The 16,171-nt window shown below is 60.1% G+C and carries 18 protein-coding genes; 7 read left to right on the top strand and 11 right to left on the bottom strand.

The window, feature by feature from the left end:
* Positions 1–16 precede the first annotated feature (16 nt).
* The 8 genes from B7Y43_RS15365 to B7Y43_RS15330 all read right to left on the bottom strand — a co-directional run bounded on the left by B7Y43_RS15365 (position 17) and on the right by B7Y43_RS15330 (position 8,414).
* Complete coding sequence (locus B7Y43_RS15365; protein WP_374132552.1) at positions 17–1,120, bottom strand: serine hydrolase; 1,104 nt, start codon at positions 1,118–1,120, stop codon at positions 17–19.
* 209 nt (positions 1,121–1,329) lie between these two features.
* On the bottom strand, positions 1,330–2,622 hold the full coding sequence (locus tag B7Y43_RS15360) for a hypothetical protein (RefSeq protein WP_374132551.1): 1,293 nt from the start codon (positions 2,620–2,622) through the stop codon (positions 1,330–1,332).
* A 167-nt stretch (positions 2,623–2,789) separates the two neighbouring features.
* On the bottom strand, positions 2,790–4,550 hold the full coding sequence (locus tag B7Y43_RS15355; protein ID WP_374132550.1) for an FAD-binding protein: 1,761 nt from the start codon (positions 4,548–4,550) through the stop codon (positions 2,790–2,792).
* 99 nt (positions 4,551–4,649) lie between these two features.
* A complete protein-coding gene (locus B7Y43_RS15350; RefSeq protein ID WP_374132549.1) occupies positions 4,650–6,140 on the bottom strand; it encodes a S41 family peptidase in 1,491 nt (496 codons plus the stop codon).
* The gene (locus tag B7Y43_RS15345; RefSeq protein WP_374132548.1) at positions 6,137–6,526 is read right to left on the bottom strand and encodes a VOC family protein; all 390 of its coding nucleotides are present in this window, start codon (positions 6,524–6,526) and stop codon (positions 6,137–6,139) included. Before B7Y43_RS15345 ends, B7Y43_RS15350 begins: the two co-directional genes overlap by 4 nt.
* Before the next feature lie 29 nt (positions 6,527–6,555).
* Entirely contained in the window at positions 6,556–7,401 is an 846-nt protein-coding gene (locus B7Y43_RS15340) for a sterol desaturase family protein (protein WP_374132547.1), read from the bottom strand.
* Between the two features lie 4 nt (positions 7,402–7,405).
* Positions 7,406–7,831 carry an EF-hand domain-containing protein gene (locus B7Y43_RS15335; protein ID WP_374132546.1) on the bottom strand — a complete coding sequence of 142 codons (426 nt, stop codon included), beginning with the start codon at positions 7,829–7,831 and terminating at the stop codon, positions 7,406–7,408.
* Between the two features lie 76 nt (positions 7,832–7,907).
* Complete coding sequence (locus B7Y43_RS15330; RefSeq protein ID WP_374132545.1) at positions 7,908–8,414, bottom strand: hypothetical protein; 507 nt, start codon at positions 8,412–8,414, stop codon at positions 7,908–7,910.
* A 189-nt stretch (positions 8,415–8,603) separates the two neighbouring features.
* Between B7Y43_RS15330 and B7Y43_RS15325 the strand changes: the two genes are divergently transcribed.
* The gene (locus B7Y43_RS15325; RefSeq protein ID WP_374132544.1) at positions 8,604–9,308 is read left to right on the top strand and encodes a response regulator; all 705 of its coding nucleotides are present in this window, start codon (positions 8,604–8,606) and stop codon (positions 9,306–9,308) included.
* A gap of 29 nt (positions 9,309–9,337) precedes the next feature.
* Complete coding sequence (locus B7Y43_RS15320) at positions 9,338–10,600, top strand: ATP-binding protein (RefSeq protein WP_374132543.1); 1,263 nt, start codon at positions 9,338–9,340, stop codon at positions 10,598–10,600.
* An 88-nt stretch (positions 10,601–10,688) separates the two neighbouring features.
* Here B7Y43_RS15320 and B7Y43_RS15315 read toward each other — a convergent pair whose 3' ends face one another.
* On the bottom strand, positions 10,689–11,261 hold the full coding sequence (locus B7Y43_RS15315) for a TetR/AcrR family transcriptional regulator (protein WP_374132542.1): 573 nt from the start codon (positions 11,259–11,261) through the stop codon (positions 10,689–10,691).
* Between the two features lie 104 nt (positions 11,262–11,365).
* On the opposite strand from B7Y43_RS15315, the gene B7Y43_RS15310 reads away from it, so the two are divergent.
* The 3 genes from B7Y43_RS15310 to B7Y43_RS15300 all read left to right on the top strand — a co-directional run bounded on the left by B7Y43_RS15310 (position 11,366) and on the right by B7Y43_RS15300 (position 13,193).
* A complete protein-coding gene (locus B7Y43_RS15310) occupies positions 11,366–12,055 on the top strand; it encodes a hypothetical protein (RefSeq protein ID WP_374132541.1) in 690 nt (229 codons plus the stop codon).
* A gap of 227 nt (positions 12,056–12,282) precedes the next feature.
* The gene (locus B7Y43_RS15305) at positions 12,283–12,807 is read left to right on the top strand and encodes an SRPBCC family protein (protein WP_374132540.1); all 525 of its coding nucleotides are present in this window, start codon (positions 12,283–12,285) and stop codon (positions 12,805–12,807) included.
* Positions 12,808–12,842: 35 nt separating this feature from the next.
* A complete protein-coding gene (locus B7Y43_RS15300) occupies positions 12,843–13,193 on the top strand; it encodes a YciI family protein (RefSeq protein ID WP_374132539.1) in 351 nt (116 codons plus the stop codon).
* Between the two features lie 14 nt (positions 13,194–13,207).
* Here the strand turns inward: B7Y43_RS15300 and B7Y43_RS15295 are convergent, their stop codons facing one another.
* Positions 13,208–14,113, bottom strand: coding sequence for a LysR family transcriptional regulator (locus tag B7Y43_RS15295; RefSeq protein ID WP_374132538.1), 906 nt, complete (start codon positions 14,111–14,113; stop codon positions 13,208–13,210).
* A gap of 99 nt (positions 14,114–14,212) precedes the next feature.
* Here B7Y43_RS15295 and B7Y43_RS15290 point away from each other — a divergent pair, with 99 nt between their 5' ends.
* The gene (locus B7Y43_RS15290; RefSeq protein WP_374132537.1) at positions 14,213–14,635 is read left to right on the top strand and encodes a DUF6632 domain-containing protein; all 423 of its coding nucleotides are present in this window, start codon (positions 14,213–14,215) and stop codon (positions 14,633–14,635) included.
* A 33-nt stretch (positions 14,636–14,668) separates the two neighbouring features.
* Entirely contained in the window at positions 14,669–15,502 is an 834-nt protein-coding gene (locus B7Y43_RS15285) for a nuclear transport factor 2 family protein (protein ID WP_374132536.1), read from the top strand.
* 132 nt (positions 15,503–15,634) lie between these two features.
* Here B7Y43_RS15285 and B7Y43_RS15280 read toward each other — a convergent pair whose 3' ends face one another.
* Positions 15,635–16,060 (bottom strand): hypothetical protein, encoded by a 426-nt coding sequence (locus B7Y43_RS15280; protein ID WP_374132535.1) that lies wholly within the window; start codon positions 16,058–16,060, stop codon positions 15,635–15,637.
* Positions 16,061–16,171 lie beyond the last annotated feature (111 nt).

Here is a 16,171-nt window from a genome sequence, read left to right as displayed (position 1 = left end):
ACAATGCCCCGCGCTGCTAGGTTAACGTCGCCGCGAGGCGACGGGCAACAGCGACGGTCGCCATCGCGCCCCGCATGCCATCGTTCGAAAAGGCGATCACTGCTTTGCCGATTGCTGGCGCGATAGCGCAATAGGCGTGGTTAAGCGTGTTCGTGCCTTCATGGCCCAGCATAGTGCCTTTCGCCCATGGTCTATCGCGAACCACGACCCAGCCTAAAGCATAGTCTGGCGATCCGGAGCCGAAGGGCGTCGTCAGCGTCCGAACTGTCTCGCGCGACAGGAAGCCGTCACCTTCGTTCAAAATCATTCGAACGAAGCGCGCGTAATCTTGCAGAGACATATGTACAGTGCCGGCCGGGCCAATGACCGCGGGATTGTCACTATCGCTGCAGTGGGGATCTATCGGCAGGGGAATGTTATCAATGTTGCGGTGCGGCCACGGGACATGGCCATGCGCGGCGCCGAAGCCAGCGGACGTTACCCCAAGCGGCGCGAACAACTCGCGACGCATTACACTTTCCCAGCTTTCTGCTGCAATCGCTTCGATGGCAGCCCCGACGATGATGTAATCGAGGTTGGAATATTCCAGGCTGCCTTCTTGGTGAGCCGGTGGCCGCTCGACGACGCGCTTAACAAGATCACGCCGTTGCTTGCGAAGGTCGGTCTTGTCGCGCTGCGCCATTCGAAGCCAATCGTCGGTCAACCACGAACTGTCGGACATGCCAGCGCGATGCATCAGTAACGACCTTATTGTGGCTGAATTCCAGCTGGGATGGACGGCGATGTCGGGAAAAAGCTCTTGTATCGTCGAGCGCCATTGTGCCCTGCCTTGCTCAACAAGACGCCCGTAAAGCGCTGCGGTCATGGCTTTGGTGCACGATCCCAGATGCCACACGTCGTCGAGCGCAGCTTGATCGTTCGCACCAAACCGGCGAACGCCGCGTACGCCCGACCATTCGAGCCCTTCTCGCGTGACAATTGCCGCTGCGAGTGCAGGCGGCGCATGTTCGCGAAATGCCGCATCAAGCGCTCGGTCTCGGTGATCTCCGCTCTTGGCGATAGCCGGTCTCGCGAACGCGGCAAGCGTTAGAGTAGCCAATACCTCACGGCGATGGATCATGGTGGTTCTCCCTCGGGGCCAACCTCGATTCAGGCTGTGCCAACAATTTGGTGATCGACAGAAATCGATTTCGGATCATGTTTGCACTCGGCAAAAGGCACTGCAGGATCGTGCGCTGTCCACTCTCGGGATTTCCATTTGATATCGAAGGTTCGTCGTTGAACAACGTTGCGGCTTAAGCCGAGCTGCGCCGCCCGGCTGAATGGCGCTTAGCTTGGTCCGGAATGACCGCCGCACTCTATCGGCCAATTGCGCGAGCGCAGGCAGCGCGCAATCAACGCCGCCGCGCCGCCGCCGAGTTCCTGCACTGCCAGCGTTTCGAAACTGCCAGTCGACAGATCCGGCCCAAGCGCGAAGGCGCGACGCAACAGCTTTTCCATCGCACTTCGGCCCGCTATCCGCTCTGCTGCGTCAAGGAGCAGGGGGACGCGCTGGTAACGATTGACAAAGCCGCGCCGCTCGTCAGCGGCGGTCTCAGCAATCGGCACCCCCTGGCCCGCTGCCGCCACCTCCCGCCGATAGCGTTCGAGCAGCGCGCTTTGGACCGCTTCGCCCTCACTGTCGCGTGTCCGCACCAGCGCGAGATATTCGGCAATGCCTTCGTTGAGCCAGTCATTGTCGGCGCCGACCGCGCGCGACCAGAAATGGGCAACCTCGTGACGGATGTTGAGGGCAAGCGACCGATCGCCTGGCGCGTCGAGGCTCGCTTGCGGCGTTACGATCACCGGCAGCCGCGCATAGGAGAGCGGGCCCGTGCGCGGCGCGAAAACGAGCTCCGGGTTCGATTGCGCGCCCGACGGGCCGAGCAACTTGGTGAGCCAGTTGGCCATGGCCGTCGCTTCGCGGCCCAGAGCGAACGCGGTCGCCTGCGCCGCAGCGGAGGCGCTGTCTGAAATCAGAACGCGGGTGCCGTCGCGATCGGGCCCCGCAATGAAGCGCGGCGAGCCGACCAACACCACCTCAGCGGGATCGCTGCTTTCGATCACAAGCCTTGCAGGCGTTCCCGCCACGCGCCCATTGCTGACATAAGTCCAGCCGCTGGGCAGCCGGGTGTGCAGTCGCCAAGCGCGCCGCTTTTCATCGGCCGTCAACGGATACCAGGCACCGTAATAGGACAGCTCGATATAGTCGGGCGAAACTTGGTTTCGACCGTCCGGGTGCAGCAGGCCGGGCCCGGAATAGCGCAGTTCCAGCGTCTTGCGCGGACAGGGGAGATCGATGGCGCGCGCTGCCGAGATGAAGATACGCCCGGCGCCGGGTGGGTCCAGTACGGGCGACACCGTCCGTCCGTCGACGCTTGCGCGCTCCACGGTCAGTCCTCGGTTCAGCCACAGCCGGGTGGTCGCCCCGGTGCAAGCCAGCCCGCGAAGCTTGGCGACCACGCTGATCCGGCTGGTTGCCGGAGCAGGATGGACATAAAGGTCGAGTTCGGGCGGTTTGGCCGACGCCGCACCCGAGGCGAGCAATGCCGCGAGCGCGAGAGGGAGTCGTGGACAGGTCATGGGTCTGCGCCGATGGCCATCGTCGCGCCCCTGCTTTCTGTTCATGCTACCATCGTTCATCGTCCACTCCCCTTTGGCTGCCCCTCGGCACATCCGTGCAAAGAAATAGCCGCCCATTCAGATGCGCGTCCCGCAGCTCGCTCGATTTTGGCTGTCTCTCCGACGTTTCAGGTTGCCCCCACCGTCTGGTGGCCGTTGAACAACGATGCCGGATCATATCGCCGCTTCGTCTCGAGCAGGCGTTGATAATGGGGCCCCCAATATCGGGATCGCCAATTTGCCTCGAAATAATTGGCTTCTGAGACATAGGCGCCGGCGCCGGGTGCAAGTTTTTCGAACGGCATCATTGCGCGCCTGACCGCAGCGGCTTCGCGCCGGCCGACGTCCGCATTGGGCTCGTGCCCCGGAATGCCCGGCCATGCCGGCGGTGCGTCCGCAGCACAAATCAGCAAGGCAAAGGCATCAAGCACATGCGGGTTGGTGGAGGTCGCGCGCGTCCTCGACAAGGCGTCGGGCGAACCACCCGCAAGGCCCTTGTTGACGTGCAACGCGATCGGCCACTGGCTCGATCCAGCGATCAGCGCCTCCACCAGCGCCGCCTGCCGCTCGGGGTCGAGCAACGCCTTCGGCAGCCAGGCCGATTCATTGGCGTTCAGAACCTGTCCTGCCTCACCAAGATTTGCCTTCCAAAACACGTTTGAGGCAGGGGTGCCGGGCCTGTCGTCCTGCAGCACGGCATCGGGCACTGTCCGCAGATAGTCCGGGTCCCAGAAACGATTGCCCGGTATTGCAAGAAAGCGCGCCGGGGCCGATAGGTGGAAATCGCCGGGGCGGGCCGCAATCCATTCCAGAAAGGGTTGCCAGGCCGCGCGCGCTTGGCTCTCGGTCAGCCCCTGAAACATCATCGAAATTGCCAGGCGGCGATTGGGCTCGACCCTGATTATCTCTCCCCAATTGGGATTGAAGAGGCGGTCGGCATAGTGCTGCACAAAGCGGCTGACCAAGTGCTGCCACGCACTGTCAGACGCGGCCTGCACATCGAACAACACGGCACCGATCGTCGGCGGCAATTCATGTGTGCGCAGGGTAAGCCGCGTGACAACGCCAAAAGTGCCGCCGCCACCCCCTTTTAGGGCGAAGAAAAGGTCGGGGTGCTGAACGTCGTTGACGATGCGAACGCGCCCGTCGGCTGTGACAATTTCGGCTTCGAGCAAATTTGCTGCGCCCGTGCCGAACTGTTTCGAGAGACTTCCGAACCCGCCGCCTTGTACGAAACCCGCGACCCCCACGGTCAGGCAGCCGCCGCCTTGGACGTATCGCCCACTCTGGGCGCAGACCGCCCGATAGACTTCTCCCCAGATGCAGCCCGCGCCCACCGATACGGCGTTTACTGGCGCGACGTTTGCCGGGCTGCCGGCAGCGACAAAGTCATCGTGCAGCGTGATTGAGCGCATCGCCCGAGTCCAGATGAGCAATGACCCGGCCCGGTTCGAATTTCCAAAATAGCTGTGGCCACCGCCCTTTATGGCAAGCGGCACGCCGCTATGCCGCGCGAAATCTACAGCCTTTGCGACGTCCGCGGCAGTTTTGGCGGCCACCGCATAGTCGCTCGCCCGCGATGTCCATGCGTCGATCCAGCCCAGAGTCTGGGTCAGCCCCGGCTCGTCGCCAAGATAATAGGGGTTTTTGAGACGGGCGAAAAGGCTGTTCGCCCCGACACCGCCTGCTTTGGCGCATGCCGCCAAGGGCGAATCGACCTTGATCAAGGCGCCTTCCAAGGACTTGCCGAGCCGTCTCCAATTTGGTCGTGGCGATAGCGACGCCGCGCACGCCGCCCGCACCGGTGGCAAGGCACCCAAAGCCGTCAGCGCGACCCCGCGAAGCAATGCACGGCGCTCGACCAAAAATGGAGAATACCTGTTGTTCAAATTAAAATCCCCGTCTCCTGTAATATTTACAGACTCACAAAAATCTCGGTGTATGAGCATTTATATTGCAGGTTAGAATGTAGCATCATGTATCAAAAATTATTTAGATAATTGTGATATTTTGTTTAACGATACTTGTGCAATCCAGTTTTCTATTTCGTCATCAGCGTCCATTGTCCCTGTCCAACGCAGCTTGGGCTCGACCCTCAACCTTTCGCGCGGTTGACGGATGATCGAGATGGGGAGCAAATATTCTGCAAGGCCGGACGGGAGCGGCGGCGGGGAAGCGACCTCGCCATATTCCTCGTTCTGGCCGCTGGTTTCGCCGACGGCGATTGCGCCCTGTTCGACAAGCCGATTGGCGGCGACGACGCAGGAACTGAAGCAACCGGCATCGATCAAGACATAGACCGGCCTGGCATAGGCACCAGGCACCAGCGTGATCTTGGTCGTCGGCGGTGTCCGGTCGCAGCAGGGGTCGTGGACGAGCTTGCGGTCACCGTCGGGGGCGGCCGCGATGCGATCGGCGGTTTCGTACCAATAGCCTGCAACGCTCGCGAAATCTGGGCCCATCGCTTTGAATTCGTCGGCTGTTGCGCGCGCCGCTTTGGCGACTGCTGGGGTGGCGCGAAAATATTTGCCAGCGCGCGCGCCGGGGCGGCTGTCGATTTCGGCCGTGCGTGCCGCGACCGCCGCTTCTCCCCAGAGCAGGCTGGCGAAGCGTTCGCCCCAGGTCGAGTTGCCGCCATTATTGCCGCGCAGGTCGAAAACGACAAACGGCGCGCTTCGCAGGATCGCCGGATCGCCTTCGAGCGATTTTGCGAGCGCTTCGAGCTTGGTTTCATTGCCGAAACTGCCGAGTGAGACCCATTGCCCCCCCGATGCCAGCGTGCGGACCGCAATCGGGTGCGCAATGCGCCGCAGATACGGCGCAAAACCTGAGCTGAGCGCTGACCAGGCGACGACGTTCCACGCCAATTTTTGCTCCTTGACCGCGCCTTGCTGCTCAAACGAACAGGCCGAAATCGGCGGCGGCCCGTCGTTCCGGGTGTCGAGAAACAGCCGATAGGCCTGGCGGATCCGTTCGGGTTCCTTCGACCAGTCGGCCTCGATCCCGTCGAGCCGTTTCTTGAGGAGATCGGCAATGGGAATGCCGTCGCACGCGACAATCCGTGCGCCCTCAACCGGGCCAGCGCCGGTGTCGGCAAAACCTGCGGGCCTGCGCACCACCCAGCCGCTCGCCCGTCCATCGATCAGAAAACCTGGCCACCGCACGCGAACCGGCGACAGATTGGGCCGGAAGATCGTGTGCCCATCGCGAAACGACAGCATGAACCCCCGGGTCGCCGCCAGCCAGTCGGCGTAGTTTGCTGCTGACTCTGCCCGAACTTTCGCGGTTCGATAGGCAGTCTTGACCCGCTCAGCGAAATCAGGTGTGTCGCGATCGCGCATACCGGGGTGGAAGTCGACGACCGACTGGTGGAGCCGATCGACGTCGTCGACGGCGAGTTGCCGCCATAGCGACGGGGCAGCGGAGGCGGGCAACGCAAGCCCGATCGACAGTGTGAGGGCCGCGAGAAGCCGGATCATATGATTGCCAACGGGTCGCGCAAATATTGTGCGATTTCGATAAGGTTACCGTCGGGATCGCGGATTTGCACGAACCGGCAAAAGCCGGGTGCTTCGACGACGGGACCGTTGCATTGGATGCCTCGCGCTTTCAATGTCGTGATCTGGCGGTCGAGGTCCGAAGTGCCGAGGACGATGTGGACCGTTGCGGCCTGACGCGTGCCTTGGCGGTCGCCGAAAATCGAGAGGCGGATGCTACCCGCCCTGACGGCGAGCAGCGAGATCGGCGGCGTTTCCTGGAGCACGGTCAGGCCGAGCTGATCGACATAGAATTGTCGCGCCGCGCCCAGATCGGCGACATGGAGTTCGATATGACAACCGGTCAGCATCGGGTCTTGTTCTGCCATCACTTGCTCTCCGCCTCCTTTGTATTCGATTAGCGTATCCGTGTTTCCAGAATTTCCGGTCGTCCGAAGACGACTTTGACGCCTTCTCGAACGCCTTTAGCCATGCCCAGCGCGCGGAGCAGGACGCCCCACTGGCGAAGCGCGATGCGGAATGGATTGTTGGAGTTGAGCGGCGTCACCAGCCCGTAAGCGAGTCCGCCCCCTTTGGGTTCGCCGACGAAGGTGCCGAAGAGGCGGTCGAACACGATCAACACGCCGCCAAAGTTGCAGTCGAGCCAGGCATGGTTTGAGGCATGGTGCGCGCGGTGATGCGACGGCGTATTGAACAGATACTCGATCGGATGCCAAAGCTTGCCGACGGCTTCGGTGTGCAACGAGTATTGATACAGCAGATTGGCAGCGAGCAGACCGCCCACCATCTCCGGCGGAAAGCCAATCAGGATCAATGGCAGGAAGATGACCCAGCCACCGGACAATGCGTTGGTCCAGCCGAGGCGGACAGCAGCAGGCAATGTCATTTCATTGGCGCTGTGATGGACCGCATGGCTCGCCCAGAGCAGATTGACGGTGTGGCTCCAGCGGTGGAACCAATAATAGGCGAACTCGACGCCGACAAAGCACGCCACCCAGACGCGCCAGTCATCGGCGGGCAGGGAAAGTGGTGCGATTGCTGCCGTTGCAACAAAAGCACCGGCGACAACGGCTGTGTTCAACGGCTTGAGGAGCGAGCCGATCGCGGCAACGCCAATGGAGCCAGCGCTTGCCCGCAGATCATATCCCTTTCGCGCACTCTGCGTCCGCCAGATCCATTCAAGCACCGCGAGCGCGAGCAGGATTCCCAGGATCCAAGGTTGGCGCGTGAGCAGTTCGGACATCGGATCAGCCCTTCGACGACCGCACGGCCGCCACGGCGGCATCGCGTTCAGCTCGTGTCAGTATGTTGTCGCGGTTAACGTCGGCGGCATCGAACAAGACGGTCGGCGCGCCGATGAACTCGTCGCGGGTGACGCGGCCATCGCGATTGATGTCGAATTGCGTTTTCAATTCATCAAATTGCGCCCCGATCGACGTTCCTCTCAAGAAGCGGGGGATATCGCTATCGGACAGAAGACCATCACCGTTTCGGTCAAAACGCATGAAATTGGCCTTACGCCAGTCGATCAGCTCTGTACGGGTGATTGCCCCGTCCTGATTGGAATCGGCCTGATCCATCCGCGCAATCAGATCGGCGCGGGAGCCCGTCACCTGCGCGACACTTGGTGCCGGAAGGAAGGCAAAGAAGGATAACAGCACAAGTCGGCTCATTGTTTGATCCCTGATTAAAAAGAACGGTCCCGGGGCGGCATGGGTGGGGGGAGCACCCCGGGACCGTCAGACCTGCTCAGCGTGGGCAGGCTATCGTGGCACCGTTGGCGTCGGTGCATGTGGCGGTGCGCGCGACACCATTCTGGTCATAGGTGGTCGAGGCGTTATACGAGTTGCCGTTAGCAGCGTTTGTGGCGGTCGATGTTCGCGAACCATTATAGGTTCCATCGGCATTACGGGTTGCGCTGCCAGTGCTCGAAGCGCTGCCACGCGCGCCACTGGCGGCAAAGCCGCTCTGGCTGGTCGCGGAACCATCGGGGTTGACGACCGTCTGCGATGCACGGGCACCCTGCGAGCCATTCGCGCCCTTAAAGGCACCGCCGCTCGTTACGGTCTTGCCGCCATTGGCGTTCGCGGTTGTTGCGCGACCACGTGCCCAGGTGTTGCCGCCAACCGAACCAGCGGCAGCCGCCGTGCCCTTGCCGTTGCGGCCGCCGATACGTTGTGCCTCGGCAGGCGCAACACTCGCCATGATCATTCCCGCCGTTGCGGCGAGCATGCCCAGTTTTGCGAAACCATTCATAACCATCTCCGTCGTTCGTTCTGACAGGGCGGGTGCCGCCGCTGCCTGATGTCATTTACGGACGATGACGTTTCACCCTTGTGCGATCCAGCGGCCAAGTTGTTACACGATGTTACAAATGACGCTGTCGTAACAATTTGTGATGACGCGCGGCACCGGCGCCGACATGTTTGCGCCATGGCGATCTTAATGACCCAGCCTCGCATTATCGTCGTCGACGACGACGCCGAACTTCGCACGCTCCTTCACCGGTTTCTGGGCGAACATGGATTTGCAGTCAGAACCGTTGCAGATGGTAAAGCGCTGTCGCAGCAGCTGGTGCGCAATCCCGCTGATGCGATCGTGCTCGATCTGATGATGCCCGGCGAAGACGGCCTCGCGGTTTGCCGTCGGCTACGCGCCGGCGGTGATCTGACGCCGATCCTTATGCTTACGGCCAAGGGCGACCCAATGGACCGGATATTGGGTCTGGAAATGGGGGCCGATGACTATCTGGCCAAACCATTCACGCCACGGGAGCTGGTTGCAAGACTCTCGGCAATCCTGCGACGGACAGTCGGCCAAACCCGCATCGACCGCGACTCACGTCTTACATTCGGTCCCTTCATTCTCGATCTGGCTGCGATGGTCCTTGCGCGCGACGGTGTGCCGGTCGCCTTGTCGTCGCGGGAGTTTGCAATCCTGAGCGCGCTTGCCGCAAGTGCCGGACGCCCGCTCAGCCGTGCCCAGTTGATCGATCGGGCGCTGGGTCGTGATGCCGATGTTACCGACCGGGCAATCGACGTCCAGATTGTTCGGCTGCGCAAAGCGCTGGGTGACGATCCCGCAGATCCGGCCTGGATCAAGACGGTCTGGGGCGTTGGCTACATGCTGACTGGCGCGGAGCTATGCTGAAGTCACTTCGGGGACGAAATATCGTCCTGATGGCAACCATGCTGCTGCTCGGCCAGCTGCTGACAACAATCCTGATTTCGCTGTTGGTGATCAGCCCGCAAGCGAACCGTGTTGGCGGAATCGTCGCCAATAATGTCCGTATGGTCGGCGCAACGCTCGATGCTTTACCCGCAGAAGAGCGCAATCGGTTCATTGCAAGGATCAACGCATCGGGCACGTTCCGCATCCAGCCCGGCTATGGCGAGCCGCCGGGCGCCGACGGCCGCCCCTCGATTATCGAAACGACGGTGTTGCGGGCACTTGCATTAGACTTGAAGCAACAGGATGACATGGTCTGGCGCGGCGGGGGCACGACGCAGCTCTGGGTGCGTTTGCGGCTAGGTAAACAGGGCTATTACTGGCTTTCGGTCGCGCCGTCGCCCGGTTGGACCCCTAACGGGGCCTTGATTGGATCAGTAGCACTCGCCCTAGCATTGTCGCTCGCCGCTGGCCTGGCATTGCAGAGGCGGATCAACCGCCCTCTAACAGCGCTCGCTGTAGCGGTTGATGCCATGCCCGATACGCGGCTGGTTGAGGACTTGAAGACGAACTCCCCGGTCGAAATCGCCGAGTTGGCGCGGTCGTTCGAAGCGATGGCAACGAGGCTCGCTTCACAAGACGCAAATCGCACATTGATGTTAGCGGGCATAAGTCATGATCTGAAGACGCCGCTTGCAAAGATCAGGCTTGCACTCGCCCTCGATCCGCCGCGCGAAGACGATACGACTGCCATGCTGGAGCGGCAATTAGATCGCATGCAGTCGATGTTGGCGCAGTTTCTCGATTTCGGGCGCGGCGTGGATGGCGAATGTATCGACTATGTCCATGTTCGGTCTGCTGTTCAGGCTGCAATTGCCGTTACCGAAGCCGATGTCACCGTAACCGGCCCCGCCGCGATTAATCGGCTATACGTTATGGTCAGACGACAAAGCTTCGAACGCGCGTTGATCAACCTGATCCGCAACGCCTTCGATCATGGCGAACCCCCCGTTTCGATCGATCTCAAAGCAAATGCAGACAATGTTGAAATCAGTGTACGAGACAACGGCTGGGGCATTCAAAACGAAATGCTGCCGTTCGTGATCGACCCTTTTGTGCGCGGCAATCCGTCTCGGCCGAGCGACGGAGGAACGGGCCTCGGCCTCGCGATTGTCGCGCGTTTTGCCCGCGAACACGGCGGCGGCCTAGAATTGGTCAACCACGAAGAAGGTGGCTTAGCCGCCATTCTCCGGCTGCCAATTGCCGATCACTAGTGCGCTGAGTGTGAGTGCTATGAAAGCAACAGCGCAGTCGTTTCCGATCGGGTTACTGGCAAAGCCTGCCTTGTCATGTTCGCAGTTGTCAGGGTTGCACCTTTGCAAGTTGGCGAATGGCGTCGGTTATTTCGTTGCGTATTGTCGAGCGTCCTGGCTCTTCTGGAATTGCCCGCATCATCGCTTTCGCGCCAGCCAGCATAGCCAATATGGCCCATCCTTTACCGCTAACGCCTGGAATAGCCTCAATGGCTTCTACCGTTGCCCGGCTAGCGTCGACAAAAATCGCACTGGCCGACGCCGGTTGGCGATGCAGTTCGCTTGCCAGGGCTGCTGTAGCGCAACCGCCTGCCACATTGGCAATCCGGGCGTCATCGAGGTAGCGCGCCGCCAGAGTCCCCGCATCGTTTGTCGCCAGCGCGGCGGTGGCCAGTCTGGCGAAATTGACCGGGCTTTGTTGCAACGCTTTTGCAAGCGCCGCGTCGAGCAATGCCTGCTTGTCCGCGAAGTGCGCGTAAAAGCCGCCATGGGTAAGGCCGACAGCGGCCATGACATCGGCGACGCCAAAGCCATCGAACCCCTTTTCCCGGAGCAGTTCGGATGCCGCTTTGATGATGGTTTCGCGCGTCTCCGCACGGTGCTCCTTGGAGTATCTTGCCATGTTTTGCTGTCGTTTCGCTATCGGGATCAGGTCTTCAAATTGGTCGTTGACTCATTATATGATGAATATCATATAAAGGCAATCGACTCTGAGGGAAGGTTGCGATGACACTGATAAATGCGGGATTGATCGCGCTTGTGTCTGATATTCTGATGCCGATCACGCTTGTCACCATTTGGTTGGTCGTGGCGCGTGACCAGCCAAAGCAAACCACAAAACTTTGGGCCGGATTGGTGCTGATCGGTGCGGCGACGCTGGCTGCGGCCACGGCCTGGTATCCCCCGTTGGCGGCGATCCGTTTGGAACCGGCGCCGGGCGCGCAGGTTGCGGTGGTGCCGTTTCTGGCTTTCGGTCTTCCATCCATTTTGCTCAGCCTGCCCGCCACAAGGCCGTTTCTGGCAAGGATCGATCCATTATCAGCTGCGCGTATCGGGATCTGGCGCGCCGTATACGGGTCGGTGCTGCTGGCGATGGGGTTGGCTGGTGGTCTGCCTGAGGGCTTCTATCGAAGTGTTGCTACCGGCGACATCGCGGTTGGATTGTGGGCACTATGGATTGTAACACGGTCAAATCGGGTAAGCGACCACCACTTACTTGCTTGGAATGTCGCAGGATTGATCGACTTGCTGCATGTCATTCCTTTGGCGATCACAATATTACGGCCATTTATCATCGCCAACCCCGACGTGCCGACACTCAATCTGCTTCCGCTCGCCGGGGTACCACTGTTCATTGCGCTACATATTGTCACAATTCGGAATTTGGCGATTTCAGAACGGGTGGTTCCGGCTTGAGCAGTAGTAAATCGAATTAGATGATTTCATATCATGTTGTCGATTAGTGTATACTGACAACTATCCGAATATGAATAATTTATGGAACTTGCCAACAAATATTCAGATAACGTTGCGACTATAATTCGCGTACTGAATTATTCGAGGGTGTCGATTTGATCGAGCCCGATCCGCTCTTTACTCGGCCGGGCATCTGGTTCGCTCGGCTAATTCGGAAAGGACACAAGATGACAAAGCGATTTTGGCTTTATGGCGGGCTAGCAGTGGTTGCGATTCCGGTTTTGCCGCTCATTTTGCTGCCGTCAAAGGCGCATGTCGAAAGGTCGATCCTAGTCTCTGCATCGCCATCAACCGTATTCGCTGTTGTTCGGTCACAACGCGGATTCGATCGGTTCAATCCATTCAAGATCGAGGACCCAAGTTTGAAGACCGAGTTCACTGGTCCGGATTTCGGGCCGGGGGCAACCATGTCGTGGCGCGGTAAGGCCGGTGAAGGCAAGCAGACGGTGTTGCGCGAAACACGCAACCGCTCCGTCGTCATGCAGCTCGATCTGGGCGTTCAGGGCCGTCCACTTCAGACATTTCGGCTGAGCGAGGCATTGGGTGGAACACGCGTGACCTGGGCCCTCGATGCCGACTTGGGCATGAATCCGGTCGCTCGTGTCTTTGGGCTTCAGCTCGATCGCATGCTGGGGCCGACTTATGAAACGGGATTGGCACGCCTCAAAAGGGTCGCTGAGAACCGGGGCTGAGACGAACTCGTTCAAAAGAATGGATGAGATTGACAATGCAGTACATGATTTTGATCTATGATGAAGATGGCGGTTTTGCGTCGATGACGGACGCGGAACGCGGTGCCATGTATGGTGCTTATCGGGCCTATAATGCGGCGTTGGAAAAAGCTGGAATCTTGCGAGGGCTGAACTGGCTGCAAGGCTCGGCGACCGCGACCAGCCTGTCGGTGCGTGATGGTGAGACGACTGTCCTTGACGGGCCGTTCGTGCAGACCAAGGAAGCACTGGGTGGCTATTATGTTATCGAAGTGGATGATCTGGACACGGCAATTAACTGGGCCAAGCAATGTCCCGGGGCTGCTTATGGCGACGTCGAAATCCGCCCGGTAATTGGCACTGTCTAATTGCTTGCTCATCCTCAGGTCCGGCATACCCTAACCAAATGCCGTTTGAGCGCTCGCCCTCGGTTTGATCCTGCCAGGTCATCGGGCATTATCAGCGCATATTCTCTGTCTGCATCGACGCGAATGTCGGAGACAGCCGCGAGCCGCCCCTCGCCGAACTCTTTGTTGGCGAACGGCAACGGTGCGAGGATGAGTCCGGTTCCGGCACAGGCCGCTTCCAAAGCGGCGGCATATGAACCGTAAGGAACGGTGCGGGGAACGATCGCGTCAGGGAGCGCAAGCGCGTGCCACACCGCCTGCCAGCCGTCATCCGCCGCACTTGGGCTCAGCAACGTTTGGGCCGCCCACCAAGTACCATCATGCGGTCGTGCGCTAGCCGCGACCTCGGGATGCGCTGCGATTCGCAAAGCAACGGCGAGCAGTGGCGTTAGCGTGACATCGGTCTCCTCGATCGCCCCCAGCCGAATAGCGGCAATCGGCGTCGGGCCAAAGAGCTCGCGCTTTGCATCTGATACATCCAAGCGGACGTTGTTTGCATCGCACCACGCCAGAAAAGGCCGGCCCAGCAGAAATTCCCGCGCGAACAGGGGGGGCGCGCTCAGCGTGATGGGTGCCTCAAGCGCCGATTGCGTTGCGGTGGCGCAGGCGTTTAGCAGGTCGCGCATCGGGCGCCTGATTTGTCGCGCAAATGTCTCGCCGATCTTCGTCAGCGCAAGGCGACCGGCCTGGCGTTCAAACAGAATAACGCCCAGCCGCGCTTCCAGCAGGCCGATTTGATAGCGCACGGCAGACGCTGTCACTGATAAGGCAAGTGCAGCACCGGCAAAGCTCGAAAGACGCGCGCAGGCTTCGAATGCACGCAATTGGCTCCATGACAGACCGGGATCGACCTGGGCGGTTTGAGATGCATCACTGGCCATGGCCGCGCTTACCACAAATTCTGCTTGCGCGGCACAAAGATGATTGGCGCGACGTTGCGCCGGATCGGGCGCAAAAGAAGCCATCAAAAGGACAGCACCATGATCAACCTCGAATATCCCTGGGCCCGGCTTGCCCTCATCCTCAACGGACTCGGTATGGTCATGCTCTATCCGATCAACATGCTCGTTATAGAGCGCCCGGGCTGGATCTGGAGTTTTCCAAGCCGGAACATGGCGATGGAGCATATGCTGGTCGCTGTTTACGTCACGATGGGCCTGTTCCTGATCGGATCGGCGCGAAATCCGCTAAGGGCCGTGCCGCTCATCGATTTCGTGATCATATCCGGCGCAATCCATGCAACGGCGATGCTGTTCGACGCGCTGACAATGCCTGGCCACATGGCCCACACCATGATCGGCGGCGACGTCATCGGAACCTATCTTGCGCCCGTCACCCTGGCGCTGACGCATCCGCGCAAGCTCTACCTGTTCGGACGGCAAAAGGCCGCATCGCTCAGTTGACGCGCTTTCAACGATTTTTCTGGGAGAGAAAAGATGCGTAAGATGATCGTTTTTATGGTGGCCGTCGCCGCGCTAATCCTGCCGCAGGCGGCCAGCGCAAAGGAAACGCCGAAGCAACTCGTTATCAAGGCCGTCGACGCCATTTTCGGCGCGCGTGATCTTGCGGCGGTCGATCGCTATCTCAGCCCCGACTATCGGCAGCACAATCCGCTGGTGCCAGACGGCCCTGCGGCGCTCAAGGCGTTGATTCAGCAGTTCAAGGCGAGCCCTACCTATAAGTATGAAAGGTTCCGGGTGATCGCCGACGGGAATCTGGTCGCGGTGCACGGTCGCTATACCGGTATCCGACCGCAGCCGCTTGTGGCGTTCGACTTGTTTCTCGTGAAGGACGGCAAGATTGTTGAGCATTGGGATGCGCTGCAGGCGGAAGGCTCGCCGAACCCCAGTGGCCGCACCATGGTTGATGGTCCAACCGAGGTAACGCTGGGCGCGCCTGTGGAAAAGAACCGCGCGCTCGTCAGCGCGGCGATGGAAACGATCATGATCCAGAATGACTTTGCGCGGCTCGGCGACTTCTTCGATCTCACCCGCTATGTCCAGCACAACAGCCAGTTCCCGGACGGCGCGACCACTTTGGTCGGCGGGCTGAAACAGCTGAAGGCGGCGGGTCGGCCATTGATCTACAAAAAAGTGCACCGTGTGGTCGCAGAAGGTGATTTTGTTCTGACCCAGTCCGAAGCCAGCTTCGGCGGTGCGCCTTTCAACATCATTGATTTGTTCCAGGTTGCCAACGGCAAACTGGTTGAACATTGGGATGTCTTGCAGCAATTTCCCGCGAAACCGGTCAACACAAATAGCCCATTCTGAAGAAGCGCTGGGACCCGTCGTTAACGAGCGGATTGCCCTGTATGGTTGCGCGGCCTTGGACGGGGGCAGACTTGCCTGTCCCCGACCAAACTCCATCAACAAATCGCCGGAATGGGATAACGCACGGTCTCGCTAAAACGCGAAGGACAAGCCTGCCGATCCGAAGGTCTGGCGCGAAGGCAGGTTGACCGTTGTGCCGACAGAGGCCGAAAGCGAAAGCGCCTTCGACAGCGCCAAGATGGTTATACCGCTCAGCTCGCCCCATTGTTCGGACCCGGCGGCGATCTGAGGTTGCTGAAGGAAGGTGCCACCGCGCCGGTTCGAAAACTGCGCGGCCGCAGCGTTACTTGCCGCGACAAAGGTGGCTGCGCCACCGACCGAGAAACTGTCCGAAATTTTGTACGACAGGTCGATGCCTCCGGTGAAGGTAACACCTGAGTCCGTCTTGGCCGCGCTTCCATTCAGGGCGACCGTCCAGGGCCGTACGGGCGTTTCGGCCTGCGCTGGGGCAACCACACCACCTGCCAAAACTGCAATTACGACCTTCTTGAGGATCATTGTTACGCACTCCCTGACCTGCTCCCCAGATTGTCCGCGATTATAAGTTAGCCCTGTTCATGTTTTGGGCCTGTTTGGCCCGGATTGCATATTCCGATGGTGTGAGCCCGT

Source organism: Sphingomonas sp. 28-62-20, assembly GCF_002281505.1.
The sequence above is the reverse complement of the archived record's forward strand: the minus strand, read 5'-3'. Positions and strand labels throughout refer to the sequence as shown.